The organism is Williamsia sp. 1138, from assembly GCF_002095435.2.
In the GTDB taxonomy this organism is placed as follows: domain Bacteria; phylum Actinomycetota; class Actinomycetes; order Mycobacteriales; family Mycobacteriaceae; genus Williamsia.
On sequence record NZ_MJEJ02000034.1, the window covers coordinates 21,840 to 48,453 of the forward strand.

The following is a 26,614-nucleotide window of genomic DNA, read 5'->3' on the forward strand; positions in this document are numbered from 1 at the left end:
AGGTCGTGGTCGATATGTTCTGAGTGGTGTCATGGCATGTCCGGGCCGAACTCGTTCTCGCCGCTGCTGCCGCCAGTGGATTCGGTGGCCAGTGAATCGGCTCCGCTTTGTACCTGTCCTGCGGCTTCGCCGACGGCCATAGCTCCGGCGACGTACGGGTTGGCTGCGGCGGCACCGCCCCCGGCGGCTTCGGCACCTGCCGCGCCGCCTTCTGCCGATCCCGCCACTGGCACACCGCCGCCCGAGTCCGCTCCGATGCCGCCGCCGGCGTCGGGACTTTCTTCGGCTGGCCCCGGTCCCATGTCTGCTCCGGACATATCCCCGCCGGACAGGTCGCCTGCTTCGCCTCCGCTAGTCCCGTCGCTGCCACCGCTGCCGTCGCCCTTGCCGCCGGAGCTGGGTCCGCCGGTGCTGTTGCCGGGGCTGGGATCTGCTTCGGGGCCTTGCGGAGTGCTCGCCGGGCCGGTGGAGTCCATGTAGTTCGATTGCGCGTCACCGCCGCCACCCAACGAGTTGGACAACTGGCTCGCGCCCGCGCCGCCGGCGGCAGCCCCTGCCAGGACAGCCCCCGCCGATCCGCCGCCAGCAATACCCGGCGTGAGGAAACTGAAGAACGCCAACATGGTGGGCAAAGACAGGATCGCCAGCGCCAGGACCATCAACCCGACCATGACCGCCGAGAGGGACTTCTCAGTACCCATGAGCTTCCAGGCCAGCGAATACAGCATGGCGGCAGCAGGTTTGTAAAGCACCAGGGCGGTGAGCATCCCGACGATTTTCGGGAACCACGCCCGGCCCCACGGAGCGAGCTGCCCCGCGGCGGCGAAGATCAGCAACGCGAACAGCACCACGATGCCGGCCTGGCGGGCGAAGCCGATCACCCACTGAATGAAGCTCAGCACCACCGCGACAATCCCCAACAGCAGCACCCCGCCGGGGTTGGCGATGGTCTGGATACCTAGCATTTCCCGCATCCGCGGCCCGAACTCCTCAGCGCCTTTGGCGGTGATCTGCTGGGCGAAGTCGTCTCCGGCGTGCAGCGCGCCGGCCAGGACGACCATCGACAGGGACGAGATTAGGATGAACTTGAGTGCGCCGATTGCGAACTCGGCGGCCGGGCCGCTGCGACGCATCATCATCATGCCGATCGCTGAACCGATGATCCCGGCCGCGATGATCATCATGGCGACGGTCTGGATGGGCTTTTCGCCGTTGAGTGCGCCGGCGTAGGAGATGTCGATCGAGTCGACTTTGAGCCACCATGACATCGACAGCACCAGCAGGTCGCCGGAGAACTTACCGACCGATTCGCAGGCTTGTGCAAACCAGTTGTCCAGCATCTCCTTTCCCGCATTGAGCGGGTTCAGTTTGCCCAGGTCCACTTTCTCGTCGACATCGCCGGCACCGGGAGTGACAGTGCCGCCACCCTCGGTGAGCTTGATGAACTTGCCGCCCTCGTCGTACTGAGCGGGCGCAGGATCGCCGGTGGGGTCCGAGCAGATCGGGATCTTGTTTCGTGCCTTCTCGCAGTCCAAGACGCCGTTCTCGTCGAGCAACTCGATGTGCTCGGGAGCGAGTTGCTGCGGCAAACCGGTACCGGCCCCGGTGGTGCCGACGTAGTTGCCCTCTTTATCGAAGATGTAGGCGTACATGTCTTTCGATTGCTCACGCAGCCCGTGCTCTTCGCACTCACCGAACTCTCGGTGATCGCTGCACACGATCACCTGGTATTCGTCTTCGTGGTCTTTCATCGGCGTGAGCCACGCCTTTTGCTCGGCGGTCAGCGTCGGCTTGGGGGGCATCCAACCCGGCGCGGTGGCAGGATCGGCAGCCGAGAGACCGGCCCCGACAGTGAGCACTGCCAGCATCGCCACCAGTGCGGTCACCAGTGGGCCGGCGAGACGGCGCAGCGCAGCGGATTGGTTCATTGCAGTGCTCCTTCGAACAGGTGCCATCCGCGTTCGGCGGAGATCTCCGCCTGCGGCACCTCGTCGGCGGGGGCGTCTCCGTAGAGGCCGGGTTGTAGCTTCCAGTCCCCACCGATCCACACGACCGAAAAACGGATGACGGTGACCGCGTCGTCAGAATCGGTGGGAACAGCGAAATCGGTACTGGCGGCATAGTCGCTGTACGGGCGGGCCGACCGCCACGCCACCACCCGGGGCAGCTGTTGATCGGGCTCCAACGATGCTTGGAGATCGGCCACCGACAACCGGAACGCGTCGACCGCCTCTCGATCCCCGACCACCTGGCGCTCGTAGATGTCGTCGGTGCCTGACAGGACCGACAGGCGCAGCGCGATCTGCCACGCAGCGAGGACCGCGCCGATCTCGGTGTGCGCGAAGCCACGGGCGCTGACTCCGTCGAGCTCGTAGGGTCCGGCTGCTTCGGAGAAGGGAAGCTCCGCGCGGCCGACGACCTGCCAGGTGATTGCGGTCGAGGGGGCTTGCGTCACTGTCTCAATGCTGGTGCCGCCACCGTCACCATCGTTTGTGTCGCGCTGTGAGACCACCACTATGGTCGCGACAAGGAACGCGACAAGGACCGTGCACACTGCGACGAGGGCAAGGATGGTGCGCCGCGGGCCGGTGGCCTGTGGTCGGCGGAACTCTGGGGTGGTGAACGACATGGCGCAGCGCTCCTAGATGCGGGTGAAACCGTCGAGTGACGGTGAATCGGGAAGATCGGTGGCCATCGGAGAGAACTGGTCGCTGTACTTCCAGTCGCCGTCGACCCAGGTCAGTGCCGCGCGGGCGAACCGGAACTGTCCGCCCTGGCCGGGGAAAGCCAGCCACAAGCTGGCCGCGGTGTCGTTGTAGTCGGCGATCTTGAACGCCATAGGGGCAGAGGCATATTGACTGATTAGCTCGGGATCGAGCGGATTAGCCGAGCGGGCGTCGATCAGCTGTTGACGGGTCTGTTGATCAACCGCTGTCTGGGCGTTGACCACGTCGGTGAAGTCCGGTGACCAGGCGAGGCGGAACGAGATTTGCGCTGCTGCCATCACTGCTCCTTGTGGGGTATGGCTGTAGCCACTGGCGACCGCCCCTCGGATCTGCGCGGGACCGTCTGAGGAGGAGAACGGCAGTGGGACACCGTCGACGCGCTGCCACGAGATGTCATGTGGCGCGCCGGTGAGCCACAACGGATCGGTTGGGGTACGCACCAGTGCCGGTTGCTGAGGTAGCACCGACCCCTTCCCGGTCGTCTGCGTTGCGCCAGGCACCTGGGCCTGCTGGCCTGGTTGGTCGGTGGGTTCCCCGCTACGGCTCACCACGATCACGGCTGCGACAACCACCACAGCCGTGATCGCGGCGGCCAGCCACCGCCAGTCGCGGGTGCGGCCGGCGAACTCCTTTGTTGTCAAAGCCATTGCAGTGAAACCTTTCTGAGAATTTCTAGTTGGTGAGCACCAGGAGGCCGCCGATGGAACTGAAGGAACCGCCAATAAACAGGCCCACCCACAACCAGATGCTGCTTTCCAAGGCGGCTTTGGCGACGGTCGATCGTCCACGCGCGCCGACGATCATCAGTCCGCACACCGTCATTCCGCTCATCACGGCCACGATCCCGAACCCGGTCAGCAACGTCCCGATCACGAAATCGCTGAACTCGTCCAGGGTCTTCGGCGCGTCATCGGCATCACCACCGAACTCTTCCCAGTTCAGCTGACCCTCCTTGGGTGTGCCGTACTTGATCTCATCGCCGCCGGACTCGGCCGAGTCAGCCCCCGTCTCGGGTGCCGCGGACTCGCTTCCTGCCGGCGCGCTGGGCGCCGGTGAGGGCGTGTCCGACGGCGTTGCGGCCGCCACACCAGCGCCCACCATCAGCGCTAGCAGCGCCGCGAGGACGCACAGCACCCGCGCGGCGCGGCAGGGTCCGGCAGCCATTACGAGAGCATGTCGAACAGGCCGACCAGCGAGGCAGCCGAGATCAGGCCGCCAAAGATCCACGGAAAGTGCATGACCGCGTCTTTGGCGTAGTTGGATCGCCCGCGAGCACCCACCACCATCCCGACGGCGACGAAGAGGCCGGCGGCCACCGCGCAGACATACAGGATTGTTTTGCCCATACCGAGGAAGGTGTTGACGCCGTTCTGAGCCTTCTCCGGCAGTGGTACCGGTTCGGGGTCGGGGAAATTACCGTCCGCGAGGACCGTCACTGCGTGATGCGGTCGGGGTAGGGAGTCGATGAGTGCGGGTCCTTGAGACCACAACTCGAGTAGTGCAGACATGGGCAGGTGTTTCCTTTCAGGAAATCCGGCGGAGACGTTCTCCGACGGGTGCTTCGGTGGTCGATGCGGTAGCCCGAGGCGCGGGATCATCGACGGGCTGGGGCGCGGTGACCAGAGGCAGCACCGCGGCGAGCAATGCTTCGCGGTGCCGGCGGGCCGGCATAACCCACTCCGGCGGCGCCTCGGCTACCACTTCGTGGCGCATCGCCTCAATGGGTGTGGCCAGGGCACGGAGCGCCTTGACCCACGGGAACCAGAGCACAGCAGGAACATTGGGCTGCATCATCCGCGCGCGGTCTCGGACCTGTGGTGGTGGTTTGTCGGAACAATCGGCGTTGATCACGACCACCGGATGTGGCATGAACACTGCTGCCAGTCGAGTAGCGGCAGCGAGGTCGGAGCTGACCGACCGGCAGACCAGCACGTCAACCGGCGGGCTCTGGTCGTCAACGACGCCGGCGTCCTGCGCACCGATCAGGGCGGCGATCAGCGAGGTTCCCACTCCCCCGGCGACTCCGCCCACGACAGGCTGGCGGGCGCTCACCGGGTCACCACCCCGCAACGGCCCTGCACGTCGGAGGTCACCGACCACTGCCCATCGCTGCGAGTTTTGATCAAAGCGATCTGTACGATCACCCGGCGCGGCGCCACCGGCGCGGTGGCGTCCCAGCGTTGGGTCACCGCGACAAGCCGGACCGCGCGCGAGTCACCGTCGCGGGGCTGATCTTCTGCGCCGAGCTGCGCTTCGACGCGGGCCCGAGCGCGCACTATCGCCAGATCCGTCCAGTCTTGGCCGGGTGAGCCGGTCGGGGGTGAGCTGGCCAGACGCTTAGCGCACGCGCCGGTCAGCAGCGGCGCTGTGCGTAGCGCTGCCTGATACGGGCTGGTGTCGGCCGTAGTGTCCCACCCGAACCAGATCCGGGCCGCTGCCAGCGCCACAGAGGTGGGGTCGAGGCGGTCCACTGATACCCCCGCCGGCAGCGATGACGGGACACCCGCCGAGGTACTGGGTTGCTGGGGAGGAAGATCCCACGACGTGGCGGTGGGCGGGGTGAAGGCCGGCAGCGATTGCGTCGCCATGGTCGTCGAGCGAGCGCTGCGATCGTCGGGTGCCCCGCCCATCCCGCACGCAGTGGCAACTAACGCCACAAGCGCCAGTGTCGCTGAGTATCGAATTCGTTTCATAGTCACTTCCTTTCAGTGCGTCACCAGAACCGGCGGACGTACTGTTCCTCTCCGTCGAAGCCGCTGAGTGGGCTGATCTTGACGACGTCGCCCGACTGGGGAGCGTGCAAGATCATGTCCTGACCGTTTTGCTTGCCGTAGTAAATGGCCACGTGATGGGTGTTTCCGCCCGGGCCGAAGTAGATGAAGTCGCCTGGCAGTTTGTCCGCTGATGAGATCTGCTTTCCCCGTGAATCATTGAGTTGCCCGGGGTTGGAGTTGTCGCCGGTGTAGTGCGGCAGCACGACCTGCTTGCCGGTGGCTTGGGCCAGCCCGTACAACGTCAGGCCCGAGCAGTCGAAACCGATCTTTTCGGTGTCACCGTTGGCGTCGGCGGCACCACCACCATCGGAAATGCCCTTCGTGGGACCGTCGGCGTTCCCGCCGCCCCACGCGTACGGGGTGCCCAGCCAGCGGGCAGCGGCCTGGATAATCTTTTTGGCGACCGGCCCTGAGAGCTTTCCTCCGCGGCCGCCGCTGCCGCCCTGTTCGAGTGAGGAGTACTTCGGGATCAGGCTTTTGATCTTCGGCGCGTACGACTCGGTTTCACCGTTGTTGATCTTCGGTCCGCCGTTGGCGAGTACGCACCCGTACCCGCAGTTGTAAGCCGACAACACGATATCGAGATCGTCACCGGAAATTCGGCCCGAAGCCTTGTCCTTCTGCGCCTGCTCGAGTGTCTTGCAGTCGAATTCGGCCTGCGCCATGATCGCATCGGGCGGATCGAACGCTGAGGCAGTGCCGTTGCCGTTGGCGTCGACCGCATACGAGGGCCAGGTGTAGGGCATGAACTGCGACAGACCCTCAGCACCAGCCGGGGACACCGCATTAGGGTTCCATCCCGACTCAACCTCGATCTGTGCCGCGATGACCGGTGCGGAAATCCCCTTGCAGCGCTTGCCGGCTTTGATGACCCACGGCTCGAACTCCGGAGGCACCACGCCGGTCTTGAGTCCGGCCTGGCTGCTGTAGCCGCCGGTGTCGTCGTCGGGCTGCTGATATGACGCAGCCGCGAAGAACATCACAAACAGGACCGGCACTAGGAGCAGAACTCCTAGCAGCAAACCCAGTGATTTCTTCACGGCGGGTACACCTTCCCCAGCTCAAACATGTTGTTCGATAACGGTTTGTCGTACGTATCTCTGGTTGGGGTGCACTCCCATACGCCCCAACCAGAGGCATGACGTGCCTGCGGCCTAGTAGCCCTGGGCTTCGATGCGGCCCAGTAGCCACTTGGCGAGCCACAACGTGGCCGATTCCCCGCGTTGGTCGACGGGCGTCTTGTTGTAGGCCGTATGCGCGCCGAGCAGCGCATACGAGGCCACTTCGATCGCCTGCGTGGCCAGCTCGTCGGGTTTAGTCAAACTCAGAAAGGCGTCGTACTCGGGCATCCGGACCACCTGGCCGATGTCGTCGAGCATCGAGGAGGAGAACACGACCCGAGCCAGCTCCAGCGGCAGTGACGCCGGATTGACCGACGCAGCCAACGAGACCCGTGCCACCTCCGTGCTCACCGAACGGACCGCCTTGATGATGTCGGCCGGATCAGCGGTAGCCACATTCGTCAGCAGCGTCACCGCACGTTGGGTGGCGTACGGCCCAATGTCTTCCTTCTTGAGGTTGAGCAGCGGGACCACCGCTGCGATGGCCTTCGACTTGCTCGACAGCGCACAGATACCGTCGCCGGTCCCGCAAAAGCTGGTGACCCGATCACTGAGGACTCCGAAGCCATCGGGTCGAGCTCCCACGACACCTTGGCCACCAGGGTTGGGGCCGACAAAAGATTCGGCGCCGGGCAACTGGATCGCCGGACTCGACGTGCCGGTCTCGGCGTCGGGGTCGGCGGTGGTCGGGGTACGGGCCGGATCGCTCAACAGTCCCGCGGCCAGGATGTCCTTCGCGGGGAATGCGCCCTTGTTGTTGCCGATCTCCGAAAGGACGTCGCCGGCGATTAAGGCACCTTGTGAGTAGCCGAGGATGGCGACTTTCGATGACGGGCAGTCGCTATCGATCTGCTTGAGACGTTTGTTCACGGCTGCCGTGCCTTGCGCCCGCGATTCGCCTAGCGTCAGCGGATCGCCATGAGCGACTTGACCTATGGGTCCGCCAACCTGAGCGACATACGGGACCTGTTCAAAGCCCACCGAGAGCCCGACCTCCCCGGACCCGGTCGTCGGTGCAGCCGAGACGGTCGGTGTCGCGAACGGTGCCGAGCTGGACGTGGACGGTGAGTCCTCACCGTCCGAGGGGCTTGTGTCGGGCCATAGGTCCGTTGCCTCCGAATCAATCGTCGGCGCGGCGGATCCACTTGTTGTAGTGGGAGCCGCCGTTGACCACAAGGGCGCGGCTGGGTCTGCGCCGGCGTCCTGGCCGTACGTTGCTGTGGCGGCGGGAGACTCGATTCCTGCTGGAACAGACGATGGCCCTGGGATGGGAACGCCGCGTTCAACAGCGGCTTTCAGTGGGTTGACTACGTTGCCGAGCATCCCTGGAACGATCTTGGGGTCCGACTTGTTGGTCGTCTCCCATGTTCCGGGCACAGCTAGAACGAAGACGTCCTTGCAATCGGCGGCTGCGGCGGCCGGGCCAGCTGCCGACAGGGTAATGACGCTGGTGGAGGCGGCGACAGCGAAAGCGGCCACACCCGCAACGCAAGTACGGGCAAACCGCGACGACGTTGATCCGGAGGAAGTCGGTGGAACAAAATCAGTCATGAGAAGACCTCAAAGGTGTCGTGAGGTGGTCGGACCACCTACCCTTGAAGGGTCGGCAGCCCGTTTCAGCGGGATGTGTGACAGACCGCTGGTTCTTCTCAGAGACGCCAATCTTCATCGAGAACCACGGTCAACAAGCTCAGGGTGGTGACAGCACAGCTGCACCACCCTGAGTCATGTTGTGGCCCAATTGCACAGACGGCAAGTCGAACGCCGGGTGCCGGCCCTGGGTTCGACTTGCTGCGGTTCTGCTGTGCATTGAAGTGGGTTCCTCCCAGTTCACGAATGAGCCAGGTGTAAGTCTATAGCAGTAATCTACTAAAGCAACCTGTGACGGCACAGGAGATGGTGAGGCAAAGTGATCCGTCATGTACGGGTGCCTGGGATGAGCAGACGCATCCTCCGTGGCTTTGCTCCCGACCAGATCGCCGCCCATCGTGTGGCCCGCAATATGTCTCGTGGAGAACTGGCCAGGCTTATCGGTGTCACGACCGGTGCTGTCGGAATGTGGGAGCGGGGAGCAACCACGCCGCAGGTTGACACGCTCAAAAAGGCGGCTGACCTGCTTAAGGTGCCTATGGACGAGTTCATTCAGATCCCGCCTGACGAGCGTTTCCTGGGTGATCTGCGGGCTTTGCGTGGTCTGACTCAGCCGCAGCTCGCCACATTTCTGCCCGTGTCGATGACTACGCTGGCGCAGCTCGAGCGAGGGGAGGCGAAGCTCACCGATCCCGTCGCGAGCAGTATTGCGAAAGCGCTTGAACTTCCAGTGAATACGGTGGTCGAAGCGTACGAGCGCGTGAGAAGTCGCCCGGAGAACACCCGGCCGTGAATCGTCTAGTTGATGTTGCATACTGCCCCCTGGTCGTCTGAACGCGTTGGATCAAAGACCCTGGTTGCGCGCCGAGAGACGCCAAAACCGGGATCTAGCCAATAACGCGGACAACTAGGCAAGGGGCCTGTTGCAGATCCACCGAAGTGGTGCGTACTACCTCGAACTGGACCTGTCGCAAGTGGGCGACGCGGGCGAGTGTTCGTAGCAGTGGTTAGACCCTAGCAGGCTAATTTCTGACCGTCGCGGTCAGGCGACGATGGGTGTGTTCCAGGTGTGTCGTGCGACGCAGGGCAGTTGGTATGAATGGTGCGTGGACACCAATCCTGTTCAGTACCTTGCCCATCAGCTTGCACACCCCTCGGGGGTTGCCGGGCACGTGGTCGCGCCACTACTCAACTGGCGTAACGGCACGCTCATCAAGGCGGCGGCCGATCTACTGAGCGCGCGGCCCGGCGAGGTCGTGGCTGATGTCGGCTTTGGCGGTGGGTTAGGACTTGAGTTGCTGCTCGAAGCGGTCGGTTCAGCGGGGACCGTGCATGGCTTCGATAAGTCCTCGACGATGGTGACCAGGGCTGCCCGCAGGTGGGGCGCCCAGGTGGCCGCCGGCAATCTAAGGATTCACGAGCGTTCCATGTCGGACATGGCAAGGGACGCGGAGCTCGGGCTCGATGCCCTCATGACGGTCAATACGGCCTATTACATCGACGACCTTGGAGGCGCATTCCGCAGTGCAAGAACAGTCTTGAGGCCAATCGGGCGGATCGTCGTGGGCGTCGGAGACCCGCACTACATGCGGAGGCTACCCGTCAGTCGATATGGCTTGCATTTGCGTTCCGTCGGTGAGGTGGCAGATGCCTTGACGATGAACGGCTACAAACTATCCGATCACGTGCGTGTTGGCGGTCCGCCGACCGAAGATGCATTCCACTTGCTCTTCGCGTCCGCCGACGGTTCCTGATCGCTGTCGTCCGTCTTCTCCCGGGACCGACGTCCGCGAGAGCCAAGATAGGCACCGGCACCGAGCATGACGACACCAACAACGCCCAGTGCACCTGGTGCCCCGATCGATCCCCAGAACAGCAACCGTTTATTCCGCGCGGCTTCTTTAGCATTCTTGGTTACCGTAGCCTCGGAGAAGTGCAGGTCAGCTTGTAGCGACGTGACACGAAAACCCTTGCCGTTGCCTAACTGCCGGTGGACGTCCTGTTGCTGGTCGACGATCATCCCCGTGTCCGGTTCCACCCACAGGTCTCGGACGACTGAGTAGTACAGAGACATTCTTACGGGAGTATTCGTGTCCCCAACGCCCCATGCGCGGCTGGGCATCTCAAGGCTTGCGACATCGCCTAGACGTTCCTGGAGGTTGAGTTCGTCGATGCGCTGCTGGAAATGCAATAGTTGAACGCCTTCGACGACCCGGTCGTCATCGATGTACTTCGCGGGTGTCGTGAGCTGGGCTTCTGAGTCGTAGACGGGGTACTCGTGGCGATCCACGCCGAGCGGAAAGTTGTACTGAAACCCCGTCCGGGGCGTCTCGGTGGCTACTCCCGAGGCTTCATGGATCGTGAGAGGTACTGGGTTCGTTTGCGGCGCTGCAGATCGCCTATTCAGGGACACTCGATCGACGTATCCACTGACAATGCCGGCGAGCCCGGCCCGATCAGTTCGATTGGTCCGAACAGCTGCCACGAGTGTGACCGTTTCACCGGCAGTGGGCGGCGCGCTCTTGACGCTGACGTCGACCTGGAGTGGCACGTTGTCTTCGGATTTGACGACTCCGGACGCCAACGATTCGCTGTCAAGAACTGTCGCGTTCTGCGCGGTGAGCGTCACCGATTGGGAAACGTGCGCAGGCAACTGCTTAGCGTTGGGAACAATAACGGTAGTTAGCAGGACTGCGCACGTTGCTAGCAACGCGCCGAAAAATACTAGGCCCACCACAAACGTGAACCGCCCCCGATGACCTGGACTCACGGTTGCAAAACATACTTGAAGACCCGCCTGCGCGGGCAGGGAGCCCGTTCAACAGGCAGGATGGTCTCTCGCAGGAACCCAACGAGCCGCCTCGTTATCTAAGAAGGTGGCCGGTTGGGCCGGGGAAACGGAGCGAGAATGAACGCGGGACGCACACAGAGCGACGATTGGTACCTAGTCCGCCGTGATCATGACGGATCTGCACGAGTCGTCGCCAAAAACGGTGAGCTGCAGGGTTGGCGGAAGCTGGGCAGCGTGTATCGCGGTGCAACCTTCAAGGCTGCTGAAAAGGTTGTTGGGCAGGTTCTTTCATCGGGAACCGTCGGAGTCGAAGGTGGTGTTTTCTGTGCACCTGTCGCTGGGCCTGACGGCTTGCCGCACGCGGTCCTTGTGTCGACAACTGCCGATCCGGGCGAGATCCCTGAGGTCGGAGTTTGGGAGTGGAGGTTTCCGCTGACGGCCGATGCACCGCCCGTCTTGCACGTCACCCCGGCTGCACTGGATCAATTCGGCGTAGGGATCGAGTCCCGTGATCGAACGGTCTACGGACCGGCCGATTTTTTCACTCGCGCAATGAATCTGAGCGAGATCCTGCCGCATCTCGGGTTTCTTTATGACAGCGACGAAGGCGAGCAGCGGGCGGCTCGCACAATGATGAAAGGCGACGACGGCGAGGACCGCGATCTACATTTCGTCGAGCAGGTCGGTTCAGGACCAGCTGGAGAGCGCGTGGTCCGAGGTCTTTGCTGGCCAGCCGCGTATGACCCGAGAGCGTTGGCCACCAGAACACTGGACATCGAGCTTGCTACCGCATTAGCTGTGGCTGGCGATCAGTTCGTCGCAGTTGGAGACATTCGATTCCCGTACGCCCCCTATGTTGTGAAGTGGGTCACCTCCCACCCCCCAGGCCTGGGACATGGGTCCAGCACTGGTCAAACGCCAGGAATTCATCCCGACGACTTGGGTCGGCTCCTCGAATATGTGATGGAACTGGGCAACGTGGGACCAGGTGATCCGGCACCGACACTTGCCGGCATTCGTGCTCGACGAGCGGGTGGTGGCTGGATTAGTGGATCTGGCAAGGGTTTTAGGCTCAGTGAACAGTTCTATCCGACCATATGGGTAGCGCTGATCACGCCAGATCATCCTGAGCTTTAGCTCGGACCAGTCGGAACCCGCTGCCGCTCACGGAGCTCAAGCGGAGCATCAGCATGTGGTTTATCTGGAGTGGGACGAATTTTAGGTCACCAAAATGCGCCTTCCCGGCGTGTCATACAGGGAATAATTTTCTGTGCCCCCAAAATCAACGCCATGGCCACCACACCGCGGAAAAGAGGACGCCCCTCCAAGGGGCCGCGTGAAGAGCTGAAGTGTCGAGTTCACAAAGCTCTGAAGAGCGATACCGCTGCGGTGGCCGGCGAGTGCGGGATGACAACACAGGACTGGCTTGAAGCGGTAATCAACGCTGCCGTCCGTGATCGCGTCGATCCCCGAGACCAGGAGGTCCTGTTCCCTAGAAGCGCATGACGATGGCATACAAAACATCTTCATAACGCGGATCATCTCGTCCCTTTGAATACGAGAAAACCCCCTGGCTGCCGGGCCAGAGGGCTTCTCTTCAAAGTTTTGAACACAGAGCGCTAACTCTGCGTCAGGACGGTTTGAGGCCGCCCATTCCCCGAAGGGACTGTCTTGACTGGACAGCCTCAGGGTAGCGCGCACCCTAAAGGGTGTGCAATCCCTGCACATCACGTGTCGGATACAGAATCCGACCTCACTTCGATTACCCGTCGCTACTGCGGGTCTTCGCCCCTGCGCCGACGGCGGGGCCGTGCCACGACTGCGCACGGTCGACTGTTCGCGATCATCGCGCAAGCTGCCCCGGCAGCTGACGCCCAGAAGATCGTTCAGAAGTTGCGCGTGCGCGACGGCATCGCCCTTGACCTGGGCAAAGACGCCTACGCCGGGGTCCCCTGCTGGAACAAAGATGATCACTGGATCACCTGGGCGGTCCCTATCGCTTACGCCCAGCACTACAACCAGATCCGGCACCTCATTGGTGCCCACAGCACCAAACACCGCAAAGACGACATCTCCCTCAAAACCCTGATCAAAATCGCTGCCGCCCATGCAGTCCACGCAGACTTCCGCACCGGCCGTAACTGCCGTCCCACCCTCGACCGACTCATCGAAATCACCGGTTACGGCGAACGCACCATCCAACGAGCACGCCACGTCCTCCGACTCCTCGGCGTGGCCACCGAGATCGTTCGCGGCCGCCAACGCACCCTGGGCGAACGCCTTGCCTCCCACCGCGTCGGCAGCCGCGCTCGAGGATGGGCCTCGGTCTATGCCCTGCACAGCCCGCAGCTTGTGGATAAAACCGCACGTCATACCGCCGCGGCACCCCACCCCGAAGGGCACCCTTTAGGGTGCCTATCCCACCTTGGTAACTACTCACTAACCCCCACCGGCACAGCCGGAAAGCTCAAAGGCCGCGCTGCGCGCGACCGAGCTACCGACAGACGCAGGTGGGCCGGGCCCGAACCCGACCAGAAAGGGCTACTGCTGGCCTCCAGATGGCGTCAGGACCCACGAACACCAACTTGGGCTCGACGGTTTACACCCGCAGCCTGGTCACACGTTCTGGCACAACCAGCTAGACATGGTTGGACCTTCCGCGACCTCAACCAACTCCTGCACGACTACACCCTGCCTGGCAACGGCAACTGGATCGCACACAAACCCCACAAACCCATCGCACTGCTCGCCGGCATCCTCAACCACCATGGAGACCTGGCAAACCGGCCCGGAGCCCTCGACGACGCACGCCAGCTCGAATACGAAGACAAGCAGCAGGACATCGCCGGTTGCCAGACCTGCGACGACCACGGGTGGCGACTCCCCTACGGCGACGTCGCCGTACGTTGTACCCATCAGTGAACACGTTGGAGCAACCCATCGATTCGAGCATCCGGAAGCGAGACCCGATTATGTGTGTTGCATTCCTGGCCTGGAAGGCGCACCCCGACTACGTGGTAGTTCTGGCGTCCAACCGAGATGAGTTCTTCTGGAGGAAGTCCGAACCAATCCACGTTTGGCCCACAACCCCGAAGATTGTCGGCGGCAAAGACATTGCTGGCGGCACCTGGCTTGGGGCAGACGAAACTGGTCGCTTCGCCCTGGTGACCAACGTGAGAGAAGGGCTCCCACGACGATCAAAGTCCGACCTCCACTACCGATCGCGCGGCCTCTTGCTTACCGACTTCCTGACGACCCACCAGACGGCGCGCCAGTGGTCTCTCGATGTCCTGGCAGACGACACCAGGTACCGCCCGTTCAATCTTATTTTTGGGGATGCCCACGACTGCTTCTACCTAACTAACCGGTCCGCGCCGAGGTTGGTCGAGATCACCAAAGGCATTCACGGTCTATCGAACGGAGGTCTGGACGAGCCGTGGCCGAAAGTAGCCGACGGAGTGAATCAGTTCACCTCCGCGGTGGCCGCGGATCCAGGAAGTCCTGAGTCTGCACTCCCCTACTTTGATGGCTTGTCAGACTCACAGGTCGCTGACCGCGCGCGCTTGCCTGACACGGGCGTGGGCGCGGTCCTGGAGCGCCGTCTTTCCAGCCGATTCGTCAAGCTGGGCGTCTACGGGACTCGCTCAAGCTCGTTGCTACGAATCGCCAGAGCAGGTCCTGTTGATCTGGTCGAACGCCGGTTTGGAGTTGGCGGCCGGCGCACCGGTCAAACTGATCTTCGACTCCCAGAGGCGGCTAGGCGAGCCCGCTAGCTTTGACTTCTACCGGTCTGCTGACGAGCTGTCTTTCTGTGCGAGTGTCGTAGCTGCGCGCTGCGTACGCCATGCCCGTTTGATGTCATCTCGCCTCCACACAATCATCATTAGCGCGAAAATTGCGATCATCCCCGGCGCACCGAACACCCGGTAGTTGACCCATGTGTCGAGTGAGAAGTTGTAGGCGATCACTAGGTTTAGCGCTCCAAGGAGTGTGAGGAATGCTATCCACAGCCAGAGAACCTGCTCCCATGCGCGGCTGGCCATCGGCACATGACTGTTCAGTACTGCTGCGATCGGATTCTTCCGCATCCAGAGCCGTGTGCCGGCCAGCGCGATCGCACACAGCCAGTAAAAGCCGGTTGGCCTCCACTCGATGAACAAGGCGTCGCCCAGGAGCAGCGTTGCGGCTCCCAGCGCAATGACAAGAGCCAGCCCAACCCACTCAAGCTTCGTCGGTCGGCGACCCGATACGAAGATGTAAGCGACTTCAAGTGATACCCCTGCCATCAGGACGGAAGTAGCAACATAGATTCCGCCCAACCGGTAGGACACTAGGAACGCCAGCGCGAGCACGACGTTATAAGCCAGTTTAAGTATCAATTGGAGACCTCCCCGATCCACGATGACTTGGCTCGTAAACATACCGATGAGCCATTGGTGTGTCGGTTCCGGTGCGTGCAGCGGCTCGTGATCCGAACCGCTGGTGCCTTGGAGAGCGGAACTGACAGTGAGGCTAGACCGCTGAACTCCACGTTCGTCCGGGTGCGAGTTCTGACATGTGAGCGGCCGTGCGGGTAGCCGCGTGGTCCTGTCAAAAGGGTCGTATCTCCTGGTGAAAGGGTGGATAGCGCGCTATCCAGTATGTATTTACAGTATTGTATGTATGGTCAGTCTGTACTGTCTGTACAGCATGCGCGGTATGCGATAGCCTGTCAGTAAATACAATGTTGACAAGCATGACAACACAGCCTGCATTGACAAGCCAGTCCATACCGCATGGCTTGTGAGTCGAGATGAGGAGAGTTCTAGCGATGGCAGTCATTGCCTTTTGCAACCAGAAGGGTGGATCGACCAAGACGGCAACGACGATCGGGCTCGCAGCAGCACTGTCGGCCGCAGGCAAGTCGGTGTTGTTGGTGGATCTTGACCCTCAGGCGAACCTGACGACTGGCCTGGGCATCGAGCCGGCCGAAGCCGAATACACGGCCAACGACGTCTTCACCGAACAAACGACCCTCGATGAGGCGGTCGTTGCGACCACCTGGCCGCACATCGACATCCTGGCCGGAACACCGGCGCTGGCCAATAGGGAAGCTGACGCCGCCCTCGACATCCACTACAGGCTCAGGAACGCACTCAGCGATGCGTCCAGGTCTTGGGATCACATCCTGATCGACACCTCGCCGTTCGTCGGCAAGCTGATGGCTAACGGGCTGGCCGCGGCCGACAGTGTCGTCATTCCTACTGACGCGAGCCCAGACGGTGCTAGAGGCGTGGACGCGATCAGCGAGTCGGTCATTCTTGCCCGCCGAAGCTTTAACGAGCGACTTGAAGTGGCGGCAATTGTCATCGGGCGGCGTGAGCGCAATGGAGAACAAGACTTCCGGGAGCAAGAGCTGCGCAGCAAGTACGAAGCATTGGTCGCGAAGACCGTGATCCCGAAACGAGCAGCCGTCGTCGACGCCCACGGTCTCGCAGTACCCATCACCACACTCAAGGGGTCCGGAGCATTTGCAGTGACCAGTGCCTATCGCGATCTGGCACTCGAACTTGACCTCATCTGACAAGAAGGCGGAACAGTCCCATGGCCATAGAACGAAAAACCGTGACAAAGGCGCCTGAACAGCACCCGTTTGAACGCATGGGAACCGAAAAGGTGCCCGCGGCCCCCGAAACAGCGTCAACTCCAGCCGCTGCCCCAGCGCAACTCGCAGAACCCTCAACCCGAACAGCTACGCCACCAAAGCGGGAGACCCCAGCGAAGCGGTCGGCGCAGGGTAGGGGAGTGGCACCCGCAGCAAGAGACGAGGCAGCCCCCAAGGATCCGCTGATCACTCGGACCTACCGGATCCCCCAAAGCCTCGACGAGAGAATGCAAGCCGCAAGCTTGCGGCTCGGCGTGGAACGGGGTCGGGTCGTCAACAAAACCGACATCGTCCGAGAGGGTGTTGAGAAGTTGCTCGACGAGCTCGGTCTCTGACGCGTCGCTTGTAAATACGCGCAATACGAGACATACAGACAATACGTGCAGGCAGAGTGCCCGCGCCCACGGCCCTGGCTGGTGATTGCACCCACCAACCAGGACCTCGACCACAGATAGGACCTGTGACCGTGGTTTCCAACTCTAAGCGTCCCCCGATTGAACGTGTTGCTGTTGCGACGGCCATCGCTGTCACAGTCGTTCTCGCACTGGGCAGCTTCGCGCTGAGCTTCTCCGCCTTGTGGGACATCGCTACCGAGATTTGGCCTCAGCGTGAACTCTCATGGATCGCGCCGGTTCTGATTGACGGAACGATCCTGCAAGCCACGATCTCGCTGGTCGCTGCCGCCGGAGATCCGACGCCGGCACGTCGCCGCTTCTTCTGGCTTCTCCTGGCCGTCGCGGCCGCGATCAGCATCAGCGGCAACGCGCTGCACGCTTACGTCACCGGGACCGGATCACTCTCACCTGTCGCCGCCGTGATTGGCGGAACGATCCCGCCGGCCTTCCTGCTGCTCTCGACCCACGGCCTTGTGCTCCTCATCAGGCCCAACGACCGACGAACCGCGGCGGAACCGTCTGAGGGTGATCTTGCAGGTGTTGCTCTGCCATCCGTTGAGGTGGGGGCCCCGACTGTTCTTGCTGACGCCGAGGTGGACCAGGTCGAGGAGCGTGCGGTCAACGAGTATCTCGAACCGGCCCGGCATCTGAGAGAACAGACGAACTCTGTCACCGAGACCCCGACGATTGCCCGCATCCTGTGGCTCGCGGACAACAAGCCGTCGCTGTCCAGGCGCGCTATTGCCACGGACGTGAACGTGCACCACAACACCGTGACCCGGATCCTCGAGGCGTGGGCCGAGTATGCCCCGGTCTATTGGGAAGCAGAGCGGGTCGGCGAGCTGGCCCCGGCGTAACCGCCGCCCAGGTTCTTGGCGCCGGTTACAGCACCCGAATGCGGTCCGGAGGTAGCCAGAACTGGCTTTGCACAGAGCATTTGCGGTTCGAACTTTCCACCTCGCAGATCACCAGGCCGATCCAGGCCCCAGAATTTGCTCGAATCCACGCCAGCTGACGGCCTGGTTGAGACCGTTCGACTCGAAGGCCGAATGCTCGGGTCTCTAAGGAGACTGGACTGCGGCCGGCGGTCATGAATGCCCAGCTCAAAGTAGGTAGCAGGTCTTGTGCACGGTTGGTCATCTGTCCACGTAGTGTCCGACCGTGCGAAGGTCAGCGTGGCGAGTGTGCGTCACCCCCGGGGAGTTGATGCCGCGTGTGTCAATGGCGGACGTTGCTGGTCTCGCTGTGGATTGGCAGGACTGGTTGCTGCAGTCGGGGCTAGTACCTGGTGCTCCGTTCCTCCTGAGCCCGTCATTCGAGTACAGCATCACCCTGAACGCATTCTTTAGTTCGGCTGAGATGCAGTCCAAGGCGCGTAACACACAGGTTGGGTACGCACGCGATCTGGCGGCGTTCTTGAACTTCGCTTTCGCAGCGCGCGGGCGGCGTGATTGGCGGGATGTGGAGGAGTCCGATCACGTGGCCTATTGGCGATGGCGCCGAATGGATGCGGCCGGTCCTCGTGTGAAGGGTACGACCTGGGACCGCGAGGTCGCCGCGGCAGATAAGTTCTTTGGGTGGCAAGTCGACGCGGGTACGGTGCCGGTCAATCCGGTGCCGCACCGGCTTCGGAGGTTCATGCCGATCTACCCAGGGCCCGGCGGCCGCGAACTGTCCGCGACGACGCCGGCGACGTACTCACACGATCGACAGTCTGAGCATGTGAGGTGGCTGCCGCCGCAGTCCTATCGACGGTGGCGCGATGTCGGCATGCGCGGGTACACCGCGGATGGCATGCCAGATCCACGATTTCGCGGGAGATGGGGTGCGCGCAATGCAACCTTCTGCGATCTCATGGTGCGAACTGGTCTGCGGCTATCGGAGCAGGCGGCGTTGACGGTATTCGAGGTCCCACTGGAACGTGGTCTCGGTGGCTATCAACGTTTCTGGCTGCCAACAGCGATCGCGAAGGGTGCTTCCGCCCGATGGGTCTATGTACCGGAATCTGTGATCGCCGATCTGATGAGCTACATGCTGGTGGACCGCGCTGAGGTGATCGAACGGGCCCGTGAAGCTGGCCGGTATGAACGGTGGCCCGCGCCCCTAATAGTTCCAGATCCGTCGAAACCAATAGCGGTGCGAACAGACGCAGGCACGCGCGTGCGCATCAAGGTGCACGATCTGACCGCAGAAGAGCGGCGCACGCTGCTGGTCGATGGACCGAACGGGTTGGAGCCGGCCGCGTTCTGGTTGTCAGAGTTCGGCACACCGATCGCAGTGTCGACGTGGAAAGATCTGTTCACCACGGCGAACAAGCGATGTCAGATAGCGGGGGTGTCGCTGAGCGCGCACGCGCACTTGCTGCGGCATACGTTCGCGGTCGTGACCTTAGAACAGCTACAACGAGGCCACATCGCGGCACTGGGGGAGCTGAACGTGCACCAGCGTGGACAGTGGACCCAGATTTTCGGTGACCCCCTGGACTGGGTGCGACGACGTCTCGGGCATCGATCGGTGGTGACGACTCAGATCTATCTACATGCGTTGTCGGAGTTAGAGATGCACACGCGGATGGCGTTGGTGCCTCAAGATTGGGAGGACCTGCGTCACATCCCAATAGAGGCGATCGATGCCCCTCTTGAGCGTGGTGCTGTCGATGACTGAGCGTGGCCGCGGCAGCACAGGATTGGGTCGCCGGGCATCTCTCCCGCCGCAGGGATACGAAGCAGCCGAAGCTGCCCCCGGGGCTTTGGGCGGGCTCGACGTGCTGTTCGACGGGGAAGACGAACGCTCGACCACCTTCGCGGTCGCTGACTTCCCGCTGCCGGGCTGGCACCCGGCAGTGGCAGATGCTCTACGCCGAGTATTGGGGCCGTTGGGCTCGATCAGAACGCTCGGATCGGCGAAGTCGTACGTTCGCTCAGTCCGCCAGGCATTGCTAGTGCTGTCCGGCCTTACTGATCCACCTTCGAGCCCAAGGTCTTTGACGATTGCACATCTGGAGTCAATGTACGACCACCATCGCGGCCGGGGACTGCACGAATCGAGAGCCTGGAGCCGTGTAGCTGAGTTCGGCCGCTTCCTCTCTGTCAGCCCGCTCGTGGAACAGGTGGCTCAGGACGTCATCGACCACACCTGCCGCCGGGTTGGTATCCAGTATCGAGGCGGCCGACCAGGCTATTCCGACGGCGAGCTGACCCGACTTCTCGCGGCCGCCAGAACCGACGTGGCGGCAATCCGTGATCGCATCCGAACCGCCGAGTCGTTGGTTAGCGCGCACGAACAGGCATCGGGCTCACTGGCAGATGGCCGCTACGAGGCCTTGACGTTGGCCGACATGGCGCGCAGCGGCGTGGTGCCCCGTCCCCCAGGGATCGACGGCGAGTTCCGGGTAACGCGCCGCGCGTTGGCAAGTCAGCTCTTTCTGACAATCCCGGACCTCGCACCATTGATGGCGCTGCTCGTCGCCGTCACCGGACGCAACGTCGAAACGATCAAAGAACTCCCGCACGAACATAGGATCCTCGAATCCCGCGCGGTCGAAGTCCGCCTAGTCAAACGACGCCGCCGCGGCCGATGGTTTGATACCGCCACGTGGGACATTGGGCCGCCCGGGAAAGAACTGGACTACCCCGGTGGCCTATATCTGCTACTTCACGAACTGACCGGCCGCAGCAGGACATTCAGCGACAGCACCTCCGTGTGGTCGCTGTGGCGCAACGGACACCTGCGCGGGCTCCAGGGTGTAGAGGAGCACTACGATCCGTTCGCGCGGGACCTGTCGGCGTTGGCGATTCGATGGACAGTGTGGCGCGATCGGCACCACCTCGAGGCAGATGCGCTCGAGGGCGCAGAACCCGAGCCACTGGAGGTCTCGACCAACAGGATCAAGACCAGCACGGAGGTTCGCCGCACCAAACAACTCGGTGGGCACCTGCCCTCGTCGGCCCGGAGCAACACCGTGCCCGTGCTGTTCGGTAACTATTTGCGCGGCGATCCCACCGTGGCTGAGTGGGCGCAGGACATCGTCGCTACTGCAGTCAGTGAGGCCGAGTCGAAGGCCCTGCAGGCGCATCGGCGGGCCCTGCAAATCGCTGGGGGAGCACTGCATGTGCGTTCACCTGCATCGGGGCCCGAGGACGACGACATGCCTGCGCCCCACCCCGCCGCGGAGGCCGCATGGACCACCTGCATCGACGCAGATAGCCATCCCGCGACTGGTAACACGTGCCGAGCATCGTTCCTGGACTGCTTTCATTGCGGAAACTGTGTCATCACACCCGATCACCTCCCAGGGCTACTCGGGCTCCTCGACGCTCTGGTCGCCCGCCGCCAACAGCTCCCCGAGGCCGATTGGTGGAGGAAGTACGGTCCGACGTGGGCGGCGATTCACCATGACGTGCTACCCAAGTTCAGCCGATCCGAGATCACCGTCGCCGCCCGTAACAAAGCTACCGACAGTCTTCTCGATCTCGTTGAAACACCCTGGGAGACAGCATGACAGCCAAACACGACCGACCCGCAAGCGCGCACCCCTTCCGCGACAGACTGATTTTCGACGGCCGGCCGGTGCGGACAGAAACGGACCGCCAGCAGGCGGCGCGCTTTATCGACGACGTCTGGGACCTCGCACCAGGATCATTCCAGCAGCACCACGTCAGGATCATCCTCGACTTCACAACACTGCCGACGCCCTACCGCCTCATCGCAAAAGAACTGGCACTCACCCTGCTTAGCGGCCCGGTGCCCACCCGGGAACTCGGACTCCCGAAGGTCGGCACCATCGTGTCCCTGTTCGCCTCCATCCGCAGCTTCCTCATCTGGCTCAACACCCAAGCCGTACACGGCAAAGAACCGTTGCCACTGTCAATGGTCACGTCCGACGACTTGCTCACCTACCAACAGCATTTGATGGCAACACAACTTAACCGCGCTGTCCGCGACAACCACCGCGTCGCGATTCGCTACTTCTGGCGCTATCGGACGGTACTGGTTTCCGATCAGCTGACCTTCGATCCCCGGCGTATCAAGGGATGGGGCGAGACCGGTGCTCGCAGTAACACCGAAAACATGACCGCCAGGATCCCGGAAGCGGTCCTGGGGCCACTGGTGGCGTGGAGCCTGAGATTCATCGACGACTTCGCGCCCGACATTCTGGCTGCCGATCGTGAGTGGTGCCGACTCCGCCTAGGGGAAGGAAGAATAGAACCCGACACGCGGCGCTGGGTCCAGCCCGCACTCGAACAGCTCCTCGTGCAACACCGCGCTACCGGCAGACCACTCCCCGGCCGCAACGGCCGACCCAACCGCAGGCATTTGGCGAACCTCCTCGGGTGCGACGCCTCGACTCTGCTCCGCCCCTCCTACCGCGAACTCATCGACCACACAGCCCGCGAAGTCGGGGTCTGCGACACCATCGCTCTGAACATCACCATCACCGGGCGCCTCGACGGCGCACCATGGATCGACGAAATCACCACTGACCGCACCGACCGCGCCGCCGGCGGCACCCATCTGCAGACCGCTCTGCGAGCCGCCTGCTACGTGGTCATCGCATTTCTATCCGGCATGCGGGACAGCGAAATCAAACACCTACGTCGTAGGTGCGTCACCGTCAAGCGAGATCGACACGACAGGCCCTACCGGTGGCTCATCACCAGCCTTGCGTTCAAAGGCGAACACGACCCCACCGGAGTACAGGCAACCTGGGTGGTCGGTGCCCCCGTCGCCCGCGCGGTTGCCATCCTCGAGCAACTACAGCCCGACGACGAACCACGACTGTTCGCGCCCACCATCCAAAGCCCTGCGGTGCGTCGAGGCCAGGTCGCCGACCACGTCACCCTCACCACTACCACCAACACCCACCTCAACGACTTGATCGAATGGATCAACGACTACTGCCGAGTCCATGGGCGCGACGATGCCCTCCCGGACGTACACGGAACACGGTGGCGGCTGACCACGCGACAATTTCGGCGCACCCTGGCGTGGTTCATCGCCCGCCAGCCAGGCGGATCCGTCGCCGGGGCGATCCAGTACCGGCACCAAGCCATTCACATGTTCGAGGGCTACGCGGGCACGTCCGACAGCGGGTTTCGCGCAGAAGTCGAAGCAGAACAGGCCCTGGCCCGCGGCGAACACCTGATGGCCATGACCGACGCCCACCACCACGACGGGTTAAGCGGACCCGCATCAGACGAAGCCCGCCGCCGTCTCACCGAGTACGGCGTCAACATCGGCTATCAAGGGCACATCATCACTGACCGCCGCCGCCAATGCCGACTGCTGCGCCGCCACGACCCGGCCATCTACCCGGGCCGGTATGCGACATGCGTATTCGATCCCGACAAAGCCCTGTGCACCCGAACCACAACCAGGGACGGGCGACTCGCACCCACGCTCGGCGAATGTCAGCCGCTACATTGCCGCAACGTCGCACTCACCAGCGGCAACATTGCCGCCCTACGTGCTGAGACCACCACCATCGATACGGAACTAACACAGCGACCGGCACTTCCGCCGCTACTTCGCACGAGGCTCACCCAGCGCCGAGAGCAGATCGTACAGTTCACCGAACGGTACGACCCCACGGATCAACTATGAGCCGTCGCGTAGACATGCCGACCGACGATGACGTTCGTCAAGCAATGCACGAGTACATCGACGACGCTCGAGATGCGGGAACCCGTGCCACCGTCATCGGGCTGGCACGTCGACTGAACCTGAGCAACGGCACCTTCTGGCGACAGTTCCCCGGCATCGCCGCCGAACTCAAGTCCGCAACCGCCAGCACACCCCCGGCCCCTCGGACGGACGACCGCACCGCACTTCGCGCCGACAATGCACGCCTACGGCGTGATAACGCAGCACTGTCGTCCGATATTGAGCTCGCAGTAGCCAGCATCCAACGCCTCACCCTCGAAAACTATGCGCTGCGAAACCAACTCGAAGCGTCAGCGAAGATCGTAGCGATACCACCGCGGCCGTGACGGGACTCTCGCCGGGTAGTACGAGCGCCTTGCGGGAAGCTGCGGGCTAGGACCGGACCAGGCGGGCGATGGCGTCGGAAGCCTCTTTGAGCTTTGCTTCGGCTTCTGGCCCGCCGGTTTTGGCGGCGTCAACGACGCAGTGCTTGAGGTGATCATCGAGTAGGCCGATCGCCACACCCTCAAGCGCTTTGGTCAACGCGGAGATCTGGGTGAGGATGTCGATGCAGTACTGCTCTTCATCAACCATCCGGTGCAGCCCGCGGGCCTGGCCCTCAATCCGCTTGAGCCGAGCGAGGTACTTCTTTTTGTCGTCGATGTAACCGTGCGGAGCAGCGTGCTCCCCGTCGTGGGTGGGTGTGCTGGCAGCCATAAAAGTCCTTCGTTGTGGGGCGTCTGCAGTGTAAGTGGCTACTTGCCCAGTGCAGCAGTGGCGCTGACGTCAGGGCGCAGGTCCAGTCGCCGCAACAGCTGGGCATTGAGCGCCACAACCACCGTGGACGCCGACATCAAGATCGCACCAACCGACATGGGCAGAACGAACCCGATCCCAGCGAGCACACCGGCAGCCAAGGGTACGGAGATCAGGTTGTAACCGGCGGCCCACCACAGGTTCTGCTTCATTTTCCGGTAGCTCGCTCGCGACAGCTCGATCACCGACAGCACCGATCGGGGGTCGTCGCTGGCGAGGATGACACCGGCCGAGGCGATCGCGACGTCGGTGCCGGCGCCGATGGCGATGCCGACGTCCGCTTGGGCGAGTGCGGGGGCGTCGTTGACACCGTCGCCGACCATGGCCGTCGTGCGGCCCTCGGATTGAAGTTCTTTGACTTTGGAGGCTTTGTGTTCGGGGCGGACGCCGGCGAACACGCGGTCGATGCCGAGTTCAGTGGCGACAGATTGGGCCACTGCGTGTGCGTCGCCGGTGATCATGACGACCTGGATACCGAGTTTGTGCAGCGCGTCGACGGCCTGGCGTGATTCGCTGCGCACCTCGTCGGCCAGTTTGAGGGCGCCGATGACCTGCCCGTCGGCGAGGACGTGCAAGATGATGGCGCCGTCGGCCCGCCAGCGCTCGGCGACGTCGAGCTCGCTGTGCTGGTACTGCTCGAGCAGTCGGGGCCCGCCGACCTGAACATGGCGGCCGTCGACGGTGGCCGAGACACCGACGGCGGGCGATGAGGTGAAGTCGCTAGCGGCAACGCGGGTGAGGTGCTGAGTCTGTGCGGCGTGCACGATGGCTTTGCCCAGGGGATGTTCGCTGTCGGTTTCCGCGGCTGCGGCCCAGGCCAATACATCGTCCTCGGAATGGCCGGCGATTGTGTGGACTGCGGTGACGGTGGGTTCGCCTTTGGTCAGGGTGCCGGTCTTGTCGAACAGCACGGTGTCCACGGTGCGCATGCTTTCCAGCGCGAGCCGATCTTTGATCAATACCCCGCCGCGGGCGGCGCGTTCGGTGGCGATGGCCACCACCAGTGGGATGGCCAAGCCCAGTGCGTGCGGGCAGGCGATGACCAGGACGGTGATGGTGCGTACGACCGCGTCGTCGGGATAGCCGAGCACGGTCCAGGCGATGGCGGTCAGTACCGCAGCGCCGAGTGCGAACCAGAACAACCAGCCTGCGGCGGTATCGGCGAGCCGTTGGGCTCGCGACGTCGAGTTCTGGGCGTCGGCGACCAGTCGTCCGATACCGGCCAGGGCGGTGTCGTCGCCGGTGGCGGTGACCTGCACCCGCAGCCCCGAGTCGGTAGCGACGGTCCCGGCGACCACGGCGTCACCGGCGCTGCGGCGCACCGTCTTCGATTCCCCGGTCACCATCGATTCGTCTATCTCGGCGGTGCCGTCGACAATCTTTCCGTCCGCCGGCACGCTGGCGCCGGGGCGCACGATGACGACGTCACCGACCTGCAGTTGCGAGGGCGGCACGGTGACCGTGGTGTCGCCGTCGACGCGTTCAGCTTCGTCGGGTAGCAGCGCCGCCAACGAGTCCAGCGCGGACGTCGTCTGAGCCAGCGACCGCATCTCAATCCAGTGCCCCAACAACATGATCACGATCAACAGGGCCAGTTCCCACCAGAAATCGAGCTGATGGTCCAGCAGTTCCAGGCTCGCACCCCACGACGCCACGAACGCCACCGTGATCGCCAGCGCGATAAGCAGCATCATGCCCGGCGCCCGTGATCGCACCTCACTGACCGCGCCGGTCAGGAACGGCCGGCCGCCCCAGGCGAACATCACGGTGCCCAGAATCGGCGAAATCCATGTCACTGCTTCGCTGTCGGGTAACTCGTATCCGACGAGCATGGCGAACATGTTTGAGAATCCGACCACCGGAATGGCCAGCACCAGCATGATCCAAAACAGGCGCCGGAACTGTCCGACGTGGTCACCATGTCCGGCGTGACCCTGATGCCCGCCGTGTGCACCGTGGTCGCTGTGGCTGTCGTCATGGCCGGCGTGCTCATGCGAGGTGTGCTCCTGCACCGCACCAGCATGGGCGTGCTCGGTGGGTGTCGCGGGTGAGTGCGCCGAGTGGTTGTGCTGTGGAGCGTTCATGGCGTCCATCGTATACCCCCCTGGGGTATTA

The 26,614-nt window shown here is 63.0% G+C and carries 24 protein-coding genes; 11 read left to right on the forward strand and 13 right to left on the reverse strand.

From position 1 onward, the window contains the following. Positions 1-29: 29 nt before the first annotated feature. The 9 genes from BH683_RS07300 to BH683_RS07340 all read right to left on the reverse strand — a co-directional run bounded on the left by BH683_RS07300 (position 30) and on the right by BH683_RS07340 (position 7,602). On the reverse strand, positions 30-1,928 hold the full coding sequence (locus tag BH683_RS07300; protein WP_084835615.1) for a hypothetical protein: 1,899 nt from the start codon (positions 1,926-1,928) through the stop codon (positions 30-32). Further along, positions 1,925-2,629 (reverse strand): hypothetical protein, encoded by a 705-nt coding sequence (locus tag BH683_RS07305; protein ID WP_084835616.1) that lies wholly within the window; start codon positions 2,627-2,629, stop codon positions 1,925-1,927. The genes BH683_RS07300 and BH683_RS07305 overlap by 4 nt, the downstream gene beginning before the upstream one ends. 12 nt (positions 2,630-2,641) lie before the next feature. Next, complete coding sequence (locus tag BH683_RS07310) at positions 2,642-3,373, reverse strand: hypothetical protein (protein WP_084835617.1); 732 nt, start codon at positions 3,371-3,373, stop codon at positions 2,642-2,644. A 25-nt stretch (positions 3,374-3,398) separates the two neighbouring features. After that, complete coding sequence (locus BH683_RS07315) at positions 3,399-3,890, reverse strand: hypothetical protein (protein ID WP_084835618.1); 492 nt, start codon at positions 3,888-3,890, stop codon at positions 3,399-3,401. After that, a complete protein-coding gene (locus BH683_RS07320) occupies positions 3,890-4,234 on the reverse strand; it encodes a hypothetical protein (RefSeq protein ID WP_084835619.1) in 345 nt (114 codons plus the stop codon). The genes BH683_RS07315 and BH683_RS07320 overlap by 1 nt, the downstream gene beginning before the upstream one ends. A gap of 16 nt (positions 4,235-4,250) precedes the next feature. Continuing rightward, positions 4,251-4,778 (reverse strand): hypothetical protein, encoded by a 528-nt coding sequence (locus tag BH683_RS07325; protein WP_084835620.1) that lies wholly within the window; start codon positions 4,776-4,778, stop codon positions 4,251-4,253. Next, positions 4,775-5,419, reverse strand: coding sequence for a hypothetical protein (locus BH683_RS07330; protein WP_143695993.1), 645 nt, complete (start codon positions 5,417-5,419; stop codon positions 4,775-4,777). The genes BH683_RS07325 and BH683_RS07330 overlap by 4 nt, the downstream gene beginning before the upstream one ends. A gap of 20 nt (positions 5,420-5,439) precedes the next feature. Next, positions 5,440-6,540: an NlpC/P60 family protein gene (locus tag BH683_RS07335; RefSeq protein ID WP_246833237.1), complete on the reverse strand. Its 1,101-nt coding sequence runs from the start codon at positions 6,538-6,540 to the stop codon at positions 5,440-5,442. 114 nt (positions 6,541-6,654) lie between these two features. Further along, positions 6,655-7,602 carry a cutinase family protein gene (locus BH683_RS07340; protein WP_246833241.1) on the reverse strand — a complete coding sequence of 316 codons (948 nt, stop codon included), beginning with the start codon at positions 7,600-7,602 and terminating at the stop codon, positions 6,655-6,657. 955 nt (positions 7,603-8,557) lie between these two features. On the opposite strand from BH683_RS07340, the gene BH683_RS07345 reads away from it, so the two are divergent. Further along, the gene (locus BH683_RS07345; protein WP_084835622.1) at positions 8,558-9,004 is read left to right on the forward strand and encodes a helix-turn-helix transcriptional regulator; all 447 of its coding nucleotides are present in this window, start codon (positions 8,558-8,560) and stop codon (positions 9,002-9,004) included. A 313-nt stretch (positions 9,005-9,317) separates the two neighbouring features. Beyond that, positions 9,318-9,965 carry a methyltransferase domain-containing protein gene (locus BH683_RS07350; RefSeq protein ID WP_168186989.1) on the forward strand — a complete coding sequence of 216 codons (648 nt, stop codon included), beginning with the start codon at positions 9,318-9,320 and terminating at the stop codon, positions 9,963-9,965. Here the strand turns inward: BH683_RS07350 and BH683_RS07355 are convergent. Then, positions 9,893-10,981 (reverse strand): DUF3068 domain-containing protein, encoded by a 1,089-nt coding sequence (locus BH683_RS07355; protein ID WP_168186990.1) that lies wholly within the window; start codon positions 10,979-10,981, stop codon positions 9,893-9,895. The two genes, BH683_RS07350 and BH683_RS07355, sit on opposite strands and share 73 nt — an antisense overlap. 138 nt (positions 10,982-11,119) lie before the next feature. Here BH683_RS07355 and BH683_RS07360 point away from each other — a divergent pair, with 138 nt between their 5' ends. Together BH683_RS07360 and BH683_RS28345 are read left to right on the forward strand one after the other, a co-directional pair. Then, the gene (locus BH683_RS07360; RefSeq protein WP_084835625.1) at positions 11,120-12,139 is read left to right on the forward strand and encodes a hypothetical protein; all 1,020 of its coding nucleotides are present in this window, start codon (positions 11,120-11,122) and stop codon (positions 12,137-12,139) included. Between the two features lie 594 nt (positions 12,140-12,733). After that, the gene (locus BH683_RS28345; RefSeq protein ID WP_143695994.1) at positions 12,734-13,924 is read left to right on the forward strand and encodes a hypothetical protein; all 1,191 of its coding nucleotides are present in this window, start codon (positions 12,734-12,736) and stop codon (positions 13,922-13,924) included. Positions 13,925-14,784: 860 nt separating this feature from the next. On the opposite strand, the gene BH683_RS07380 is transcribed toward BH683_RS28345, so the two are convergent. Beyond that, a complete protein-coding gene (locus BH683_RS07380) occupies positions 14,785-15,423 on the reverse strand; it encodes a septation protein IspZ (RefSeq protein WP_084835629.1) in 639 nt (212 codons plus the stop codon). A gap of 389 nt (positions 15,424-15,812) precedes the next feature. Between BH683_RS07380 and BH683_RS07385 the strand changes: the two genes are divergently transcribed. The 7 genes from BH683_RS07385 (at position 15,813) to BH683_RS07415 (ending at position 24,030) form a co-directional block, all read left to right on the forward strand. Further along, positions 15,813-16,565 carry a ParA family protein gene (locus tag BH683_RS07385; protein ID WP_084835630.1) on the forward strand — a complete coding sequence of 251 codons (753 nt, stop codon included), beginning with the start codon at positions 15,813-15,815 and terminating at the stop codon, positions 16,563-16,565. 221 nt (positions 16,566-16,786) lie between these two features. Continuing rightward, positions 16,787-16,981, forward strand: coding sequence for a hypothetical protein (locus BH683_RS07390; RefSeq protein WP_084835631.1), 195 nt, complete (start codon positions 16,787-16,789; stop codon positions 16,979-16,981). A 131-nt stretch (positions 16,982-17,112) separates the two neighbouring features. Next, complete coding sequence (locus BH683_RS07395; protein ID WP_168186991.1) at positions 17,113-17,898, forward strand: DUF2637 domain-containing protein; 786 nt, start codon at positions 17,113-17,115, stop codon at positions 17,896-17,898. 364 nt (positions 17,899-18,262) lie between these two features. Continuing rightward, complete coding sequence (locus tag BH683_RS07400) at positions 18,263-19,705, forward strand: site-specific integrase (protein ID WP_246833238.1); 1,443 nt, start codon at positions 18,263-18,265, stop codon at positions 19,703-19,705. Further along, positions 19,698-21,542 (forward strand): hypothetical protein, encoded by a 1,845-nt coding sequence (locus tag BH683_RS07405; RefSeq protein ID WP_143695995.1) that lies wholly within the window; start codon positions 19,698-19,700, stop codon positions 21,540-21,542. Before BH683_RS07400 ends, BH683_RS07405 begins: the two co-directional genes overlap by 8 nt. After that, positions 21,539-23,644, forward strand: a complete 2,106-nt coding sequence (locus BH683_RS07410) for a hypothetical protein (RefSeq protein ID WP_030174436.1) — start codon at positions 21,539-21,541, stop codon at positions 23,642-23,644. The genes BH683_RS07405 and BH683_RS07410 overlap by 4 nt, the downstream gene beginning before the upstream one ends. After that, positions 23,641-24,030, forward strand: a complete 390-nt coding sequence (locus BH683_RS07415; protein WP_143695996.1) for a hypothetical protein — start codon at positions 23,641-23,643, stop codon at positions 24,028-24,030. Before BH683_RS07410 ends, BH683_RS07415 begins: the two co-directional genes overlap by 4 nt. Before the next feature lie 46 nt (positions 24,031-24,076). Here the strand turns inward: BH683_RS07415 and BH683_RS07420 are convergent, their stop codons facing one another. Together BH683_RS07420 and BH683_RS07425 are read right to left on the reverse strand one after the other, a co-directional pair. Then, positions 24,077-24,400 (reverse strand): metal-sensitive transcriptional regulator, encoded by a 324-nt coding sequence (locus BH683_RS07420; RefSeq protein WP_030174443.1) that lies wholly within the window; start codon positions 24,398-24,400, stop codon positions 24,077-24,079. Positions 24,401-24,438: 38 nt separating this feature from the next. Beyond that, entirely contained in the window at positions 24,439-26,583 is a 2,145-nt protein-coding gene (locus tag BH683_RS07425) for a heavy metal translocating P-type ATPase (protein ID WP_094647321.1), read from the reverse strand. Positions 26,584-26,614 lie beyond the last annotated feature (31 nt).

Coding starts and splice junctions, on each gene's coding strand:
- BH683_RS07300 (WP_084835615.1), bottom strand. CDS start 1,928: ATGAACCAATCCGCTGCGCTGCGCCGTCTCGCCGGCCCACTGGTGACC.
- BH683_RS07305 (WP_084835616.1), bottom strand. CDS start 2,629: ATGTCGTTCACCACCCCAGAGTTCCGCCGACCACAGGCCACCGGCCCG.
- BH683_RS07310 (WP_084835617.1), bottom strand. CDS start 3,373: ATGGCTTTGACAACAAAGGAGTTCGCCGGCCGCACCCGCGACTGGCGG.
- BH683_RS07315 (WP_084835618.1), bottom strand. CDS start 3,890: ATGGCTGCCGGACCCTGCCGCGCCGCGCGGGTGCTGTGCGTCCTCGCG.
- BH683_RS07320 (WP_084835619.1), bottom strand. CDS start 4,234: ATGTCTGCACTACTCGAGTTGTGGTCTCAAGGACCCGCACTCATCGAC.
- BH683_RS07330 (WP_143695993.1), bottom strand. CDS start 5,419: ATGAAACGAATTCGATACTCAGCGACACTGGCGCTTGTGGCGTTAGTT.
- BH683_RS07345 (WP_084835622.1), top strand. CDS start 8,558: ATGAGCAGACGCATCCTCCGTGGCTTTGCTCCCGACCAGATCGCCGCC.
- BH683_RS07360 (WP_084835625.1), top strand. CDS start 11,120: ATGAACGCGGGACGCACACAGAGCGACGATTGGTACCTAGTCCGCCGT.
- BH683_RS07380 (WP_084835629.1), bottom strand. CDS start 15,423: ATGTTTACGAGCCAAGTCATCGTGGATCGGGGAGGTCTCCAATTGATA.
- BH683_RS07385 (WP_084835630.1), top strand. CDS start 15,813: ATGGCAGTCATTGCCTTTTGCAACCAGAAGGGTGGATCGACCAAGACG.
- BH683_RS07400 (WP_246833238.1), top strand. CDS start 18,263: ATGGCGGACGTTGCTGGTCTCGCTGTGGATTGGCAGGACTGGTTGCTG.
- BH683_RS07405 (WP_143695995.1), top strand. CDS start 19,698: ATGACTGAGCGTGGCCGCGGCAGCACAGGATTGGGTCGCCGGGCATCT.
- BH683_RS07410 (WP_030174436.1), top strand. CDS start 21,539: ATGACAGCCAAACACGACCGACCCGCAAGCGCGCACCCCTTCCGCGAC.
- BH683_RS07415 (WP_143695996.1), top strand. CDS start 23,641: ATGAGCCGTCGCGTAGACATGCCGACCGACGATGACGTTCGTCAAGCA.
- BH683_RS07420 (WP_030174443.1), bottom strand. CDS start 24,400: ATGGCTGCCAGCACACCCACCCACGACGGGGAGCACGCTGCTCCGCAC.
- BH683_RS07425 (WP_094647321.1), bottom strand. CDS start 26,583: ATGAACGCTCCACAGCACAACCACTCGGCGCACTCACCCGCGACACCC.